The sequence below is a fragment of the Streptomyces sp. bgisy159 genome (assembly GCF_965341775.1).
GTDB lineage: Bacteria > Actinomycetota > Actinomycetes > Streptomycetales > Streptomycetaceae > Streptomyces.
On record NZ_CBDQZH010000094.1, the window covers coordinates 1 to 5,303 of the forward strand.

Annotated in this window: 5 protein-coding genes; all 5 read left to right on the forward strand. The window is 70.5% G+C overall.

Going from position 1 to position 5,303, the window contains the following annotated elements; all coding sequences use genetic code 11:
* Window positions 1–218 precede the first annotated feature (218 nt).
* Complete coding sequence (locus tag ACSLTV_RS35820) at window positions 219–989, forward strand: DeoR/GlpR family DNA-binding transcription regulator (RefSeq protein ID WP_432139342.1); 771 nt, start codon at window positions 219–221, stop codon at window positions 987–989.
* A 175-nt stretch (window positions 990–1,164) separates the two neighbouring features.
* Window positions 1,165–2,526 (forward strand): ABC transporter substrate-binding protein, encoded by a 1,362-nt coding sequence (locus tag ACSLTV_RS35825; protein WP_435613702.1) that lies wholly within the window; start codon window positions 1,165–1,167, stop codon window positions 2,524–2,526.
* A gap of 2 nt (window positions 2,527–2,528) precedes the next feature.
* A complete protein-coding gene (locus tag ACSLTV_RS35830; protein ID WP_432139340.1) occupies window positions 2,529–3,476 on the forward strand; it encodes a carbohydrate ABC transporter permease in 948 nt (315 codons plus the stop codon).
* The gene (locus tag ACSLTV_RS35835; RefSeq protein WP_432139339.1) at window positions 3,476–4,321 is read left to right on the forward strand and encodes a carbohydrate ABC transporter permease; all 846 of its coding nucleotides are present in this window, start codon (window positions 3,476–3,478) and stop codon (window positions 4,319–4,321) included. The genes ACSLTV_RS35830 and ACSLTV_RS35835 overlap by 1 nt, the downstream gene beginning before the upstream one ends.
* Window positions 4,318–5,303: zinc-dependent alcohol dehydrogenase family protein (locus tag ACSLTV_RS35840; protein ID WP_432158856.1), on the forward strand; the 986-nt coding region annotated here is incomplete at its 3' end. The genes ACSLTV_RS35835 and ACSLTV_RS35840, both read left to right, overlap by 4 nt.

Here is a 5,303-nt window from a genome sequence, read left to right on the forward strand (position 1 = left end):
CCGCATTCGGGCACCGCTCGCGCCCGATCCCACTCCCCGTCGCCCAAGCACGCAGGTCCGCGGCGGGCACGCCCTCGCGCGAAACGGGCACAGTCGGGCAGTATCGGATCCGCAACAGGCCTGTTCAGCACCTCGCACCCGCTGTAGAACTTCCCCCAAGGCCCGAACGGGCCCGGACGGGCCCGAACGGGCGGACGAGCGGAAGGCAGGTGCGACCCATGAACACCAGAACGGCGGAAGAACGCCAACGGGAGATCGTGCGCGTCGCACGCGCCGCCGGATCGGTCGACGTCGCCGACCTCGCCACCCAGCTGGGCGTCGCCAAGGAGACCGTACGCCGCGATCTGCGCGCCCTGGAGGACCACGGCCTGGTCCGCCGCACCCACGGCGGCGCCTACCCCGTGGAGAGCGCCGGCTTCGAGACGACGCTCGCCTTCCGCGCCACCAGCCACGTGCCCGAGAAGCGCCGGATCGCCGCGGCGGCGGCCGGACTCCTCGGTGACGCCGAGACGGTCTTCGTCGACGAGGGCTTCACCCCGCAGCTCATCGCCGAGGCACTGCCCGACGACCGGCCGCTGACCGTCGTCACCGCCTCCCTGCCGGTCGCGGGCGCGCTCGCCGAGAGGGAGAACGTCTGCGTCCTGCTGCTCGGCGGCCGGGTCCGCGCGGGCACGCTGGCCACCGTCGACCACTGGACGACGAAGATGCTGGCCGGCTTCGTCGTCGACCTGGCGTACGTCGGCGCCAACGGCATCTCCCGCGAACACGGGCTGACCACCCCCGACCCGGCGGTCGGCGAGGTCAAGGCACAGGCGATCCGCGCCGCTCGGCGCACGGTCTTCGCGGGTGTGCACACCAAGTTCGGAGCGGTCAGCTTCTGCCGGTTCGCCGGGATCGGCGCCCTGGAGGCGATCGTGACGAGCACCCTGCTGCCCGCGGCGGAGGCCCACCGGTACTCACTGCTGGGACCGCAGGTCATCCGCGTCTGACACCCCCTCACCCCTCACCCCTCACCGGGCTTCTCCCGCCACTCACCGCCTCTTCGCACCCCTCCGGCCCCGACCTCACCACCCCGCCAGCGCACCACCCCGTCCCCGCATCCACCACAACGGCACCCGCATGTCCCCGACCCACTGATTTGTCCCCATATTTCAGGAGCACCACATGCGCACCCAGAGCCGACGAGCACCACGCGCCGTACTCGCCGTGGCCGCCGTAGGAACGCTGATCTCCTCACTCGCCGCCTGCTCGGGCGCCGGCGGTTCCGGCTCCTCCGGCGGGGACTCCATCAACGTCCTGATGGTCAACAACCCCCAGATGCAGGAGCTGCAGAAACTCACCGCCGACCACTTCACCGAGGACACCGGGATCACGGTCAACTTCACCGTCCTGCCGGAGAACGACGTCCGCGACAAGATCAGCCAGGACTTCGCCAACCAGGCGGGCCAGTACGACGTGGCCACCCTCAGCAACTACGAGATCCCGATCTACGCCAAGAACGGCTGGCTCCACCCCCTGGACGAGTACGTCGCGGGCGACACCGCCTTCGACCAGGACGACGTCCTCAAGCCGATGACCCAGGCCCTCACCGCCGCGGACGGCAAGCTCTACGGGGAGCCCTTCTACGGCGAGTCGTCCTTCCTGATGTACCGCAAGGACGTCTTCGACAAGGCCGGCCTGACCATGCCCGACAAGCCCACCTGGACGCAGGTCGCCGACCTCGCCGCGAAGGTGGACGCCGCCGAGCCCGGCATGAAGGGCATCTGCCTGCGCGGCCTGCCCGGTTGGGGCGAGGTGATGGCGCCGCTGACCACGGTGGTCAACACCTTCGGCGGCACCTGGTTCGACAAGGAGTGGAACGCCCGGCTCGACTCGGCGGAGTTCAAGAAGGCCACCCGGTTCTACGTCGACCTGGTCCGCGAGCACGGCGAGTCCGGCGCCGCCCAGTCCGGGTACGCCGAGTGCCTGAACAACATGACCCAGGGCAAGACCGCCATGTGGTACGACGCCACGGCCGGCGCGGGCTCCCTGGAGGCGTCCGGCTCCCCCGTCAAGGGCAAGATCGGCTACGTGCCCGCCCCGGTCGAGAGGACCGACAGCTCCGGCTGGCTCTACACCTGGGCGTGGGGCGTCCAGAAGGCGTCCAAGAACGCGGACAACGCCTGGAAGTTCATCTCCTGGGCCTCCGGCAAGGACTACGAGAAGCTCGTCGGCGAGCAGATCGGCTGGGCCAACGTCCCCGCCGGGAAGCGGGCGTCGACGTACGACATACCCGAGTACCGCAAGGAAGCCGCCGCCTTCGCGGACGTCACCAGGGACGCCATCGCGGGAGCCGAGCCGGAGAACCCGGGCGTGCAGCCCCGGCCCGCGCCCGGCATCCAGTTCGTCGGCATCCCCGAGTTCACCGACCTGGGCACCAAGGTCTCCCAGGAGATCAGCTCCGCCATCGCCGGCCGGCAGTCCGTGGACAGCGCGCTGAGCAAGGGCCAGCAGCTCGCCGAGACCGTCGGAGAGAAGTACCAGTAGCCATGACCCTCACGACTCCTCCCACCCGGGTCGCCGCCGCCCCCGCGCGGCCGGCGGCCCGGCGGCCGAACCGGATGCGCGCCTGGGCCACCCGGGCGCCCCTGCTGCCCGCCCTGGTCTTCATGATCGTGGTGACGCAGCTGCCCTTCGTGGCCACCCTGGTCATCTCCTTCTTCGACTGGAACGCCCTCTACCCGGACGACCGCCACTTCGCCGGACTCGACAACTACCAGCAGGTGCTGGGCACCGCCGAGCTGCGCAGGTCGGTCGGCACCACCGTCCTGCTCACCGCGACCGTGGTGCTGGTCAGCCTGCTGCTCGGGCTGCTGCTGGCACTGCTGCTGGACCGTCGGTTCCGCGGCCGGGCCGCTGTGCGCACCATGCTGATCGCCCCCTTCCTGCTGGTGCCGATCGCCGCGGCGCTGCTGTGGAAGCACGTGCTGTTCAACCCGGAGTACGGCCTGTTCAACGGCGTCCTGCACTGGATCGGCGGCGACGGCGCCCCGCAGCCGGACTGGATCTCCGAGATGCCGCTCATGGCGGTCGAGGCGTCCCTGATCTGGCAGTGGACCCCGTTCATGACGCTGATCCTGCTGGCCGGGCTGCAGAGCCGCGATCCCCAGCTGATCGAGGCGGCCCGGATGGACGGCGCCGGCGACTGGCAGGTGTTCGTGCACATCACCCTGCCGCACATGCGCCGCTACATCGAACTCAGCCTGCTGCTCGGCTCGATCTACATCGTCCAGAACTTCGACGCGGTGTACACCATCACCTCCGGCGGACTCGGCACCGCCAACCTGCCGTACACCGTGTACCAGACCTTCTACCAGGCGCACGACAACGGTCTGGCGTCCGCGGCCGGCGTGGTCGTCGTGATCGGCTCGCTGATCCTCGCGACCTTCGCGCTGCGGGTCGTGTCGTCCCTGTTCCGCGCGGAGGTGTCCCGCTGATGACCACCCTCACCCGGTCCCGGGCCCGGCTGCAGGGGGCCGCCCTCGGGTTCGCCGCCTGGCTGGCCGGCCTGCTGTTCGTGCTGCCCGTCCTGTGGATGGCGCTGACCTCCTTCCACTCCGAGGCGGACGCGGCGACCAACCCGCCCTCCCTGACCGCCCCGCTCACCCTGGACAGCTACCGCGAGTTCTTCGGCGTGGACGGCGGCGCCAGCCCCTGGCCCCCGTTGATCAACTCGATGACGGCGTCGGCCGCTTCCACCCTGCTGACCCTGCTGCTCGCGCTGCCGGCCGCGTACGCACTGTCGATCCGGCCGGTGAGGAAGTGGACCGACGTCCTGTTCTTCTTCCTGTCGACGAAGATGCTGCCGCTGGTGGCGGGCCTGCTGCCGATCTACCTCTTCGCCAGGAACACCGGCCTGCTCGACAACATCTGGGCACTGGTCGTCCTCTACACGGCCATGAACCTGCCGATCGCGGTGTGGATGATGCAGTCCTTCCTCTCCGAGGTGCCGGTCGCGATCATCGAGGCCGCCCAGATCGACGGGGCGCGGCTGCCGACGGTCCTCGGCCGGGTGGTGGCGCCGATCGCGCTGCCCGGCATCGCCGCCACCGCCCTGATCTGCTTCATCTTCAGCTGGAACGAGCTGCTGTTCGCCAGGGTGCTCACGGGTGTCGTGGCCGAGACCGCCCCCGTCTTCCTCACCGGCTTCATCACCAGCCAGGGCCTGTTCCTGGCGAAGGTGTGCGCCGCGTCGCTCGTCATCTCCCTGCCGGTGCTCGCCGCGGGGTTCGCCGCCCAGGACAAGCTGGTCCAGGGCCTTTCGTTGGGAGCCGTCAAATGAAGGCCGCCGTCATCGAGTCCGTGGGCCGCGCCGTCGTCACCGAGGTCCCGGACCCGACGCCCGGTCCCCGCGAGGTCGTCGTGGAGGTCGCCGCCTGCGGTCTGTGCGGCACCGATCTGCACATCCTCCAGGGCGAGTTCGCGCCGAAGCTGCCCCTCGTGCCCGGCCACGAGTTCGCCGGCGAGGTGGTCGGCGTCGGCAGCCAGGTCACCGAGGTCTCGGTGGGCGACCGGGTCGCCGTCGACCCTTCGCTGTACTGCTACGAGTGCCGGCGCTGCCGTACCGGCCACAACAACCTCTGCGAGCGCTGGGCCGCGATCGGCGTGACGACGGCCGGCGGCGCGGCGCAGTACGCGGTGGCGCCGGTGGCGAACTGCGTGAAGCTGCCCGAGCACGTCCGCACCGAGGACGCGGCCCTGATCGAACCCCTGTCCTGCGCGGTGCGCGGCTACGACGTCCTGAAGTCGAACCTCGGCTCGCACGTCCTGATCTACGGCTCCGGCACGATGGGCCTGATGATGCTGGAGCTGGCCAAGCGGACCGGCGCGGCGAGCGTCGACGTGGTCGACGTCAACCCGGCCCGCCTGGAGACCGCGCGCCGGCTGGGCGTCTCCGGGGCCGCCGGCACCGCGGAAGAGCTGGCGCGGCCCCAGGGCTGGGACCTGGTGGTCGACGCGACCGGCAACGCGGCGGCGATCCAGGACGGCCTGGGGCGGGTGGCGAAGGCCGGAACGTTCCTGCAGTTCGGGGTCGCCGACTACGCCGCCCGCGTCACCATCGACCCGTACCGCATCTACAACCAGGAGATCACCATCACCGGCTCCATGGCCGTCCTGCACAGCTTCGAGCGGGCCGCCGAGCTGTTCGCGAACGGCGTGCTGGACCCGGACGTGTTCATCAGCGACCGGCTCCCGCTGGCGCGCTACCCGCAGGCCCTGGAGCAGTTCGCGGCGGGCGTCGGCCGGAAGATCGTGGTCGTTCC

Coding starts and splice junctions, on each gene's coding strand:
- ACSLTV_RS35825 (WP_435613702.1), top strand. CDS start 1,165: ATGCGCACCCAGAGCCGACGAGCACCACGCGCCGTACTCGCCGTGGCC.
- ACSLTV_RS35830 (WP_432139340.1), top strand. CDS start 2,529: ATGACCCTCACGACTCCTCCCACCCGGGTCGCCGCCGCCCCCGCGCGG.
- ACSLTV_RS35835 (WP_432139339.1), top strand. CDS start 3,476: ATGACCACCCTCACCCGGTCCCGGGCCCGGCTGCAGGGGGCCGCCCTC.
- ACSLTV_RS35820 (WP_432139342.1), top strand. CDS start 219: ATGAACACCAGAACGGCGGAAGAACGCCAACGGGAGATCGTGCGCGTC.